1 protein-coding gene is annotated in these 837 nt (G+C 37.4%); it reads left to right on the forward strand.

Features of this window, described 5'->3' with window-relative positions:
• The first annotated feature begins 196 nt into the window (after positions 1 to 196).
• A complete protein-coding gene (locus HMPREF0106_RS00060) occupies positions 197 to 751 on the forward strand; it encodes a restriction endonuclease subunit S (RefSeq protein ID WP_009041332.1) in 555 nt (184 codons plus the stop codon).
• Positions 752 to 837: the final 86 nt, after the last annotated feature.

The following is an 837-nucleotide window of genomic DNA, read 5'->3' on the forward strand; positions in this document are numbered from 1 at the left end:
AATATTCTACAAAAAAGATAGAAGACTGGGAGAGTTGAACGAAAAAATCAAGAGAAAAGCTCACGTAAAGCAAAGCTTTTCTCTTGATTTTTTAGAAAGAGGAACATTTACTGAATATCCCTAATTAAGCCCTTTCAGGGCACCCCAATAAATATATAATTGTAAGGCTTTCAGCCTAACCGATAAATTCTCATTTATGGAAGAATACAATAGAATAAAAATACAACATATCTGCTCAAATATATGTAGTGGCGGTACCCCTAAGAGTACAATCGCTGAATATTACGGAGGAAATATTCCTTGGCTTAACACTAAGGAAATTAATTTCTGCCGCATATATGGAACCGAAAAGACAATAACAGATAAAGGACTAAATAATTCATCAGCAAAATGGATTCCAACAGATTCTGTAATTGTCGCAATGTATGGAGCAACAGCAGGAAAAACAGCTATTGCAAAGATACCACTAACAACCAATCAAGCGTGTTGTAATCTGACTATTGATTCTGCCAAAGCAGATTACAGATTCGTATATTATGCTTTGTGTAATGATTATGCATACCTCGCATCACTTGCTAACGGTGGGGCGCAGCAAAATCTAAATGCACAGCAAATAAAAGAATTTGAGATACCTTTTCCCTCGCTTGAAGAACAGAAACGCATCGCAGATATTCTTTCCTCTCTTGACTCAAAAATCGAGCTAAACCGTCGGATAAATGATAATTTTGCGGAGTGCCCTGAAAGGGCTTAATTATATAGCGTAGGGCAACGCCCTACGTAAAAACGACAATCTGAATTTGCGCCCTGAAAGGGCATAATTGTATACAGTTCCGCCCT

Origin of the sequence: Bacteroides sp. D22 (assembly GCF_000163675.1) — a bacterium.
GTDB classification, from domain to species: Bacteria; Bacteroidota; Bacteroidia; order Bacteroidales; family Bacteroidaceae; genus Bacteroides; species Bacteroides xylanisolvens.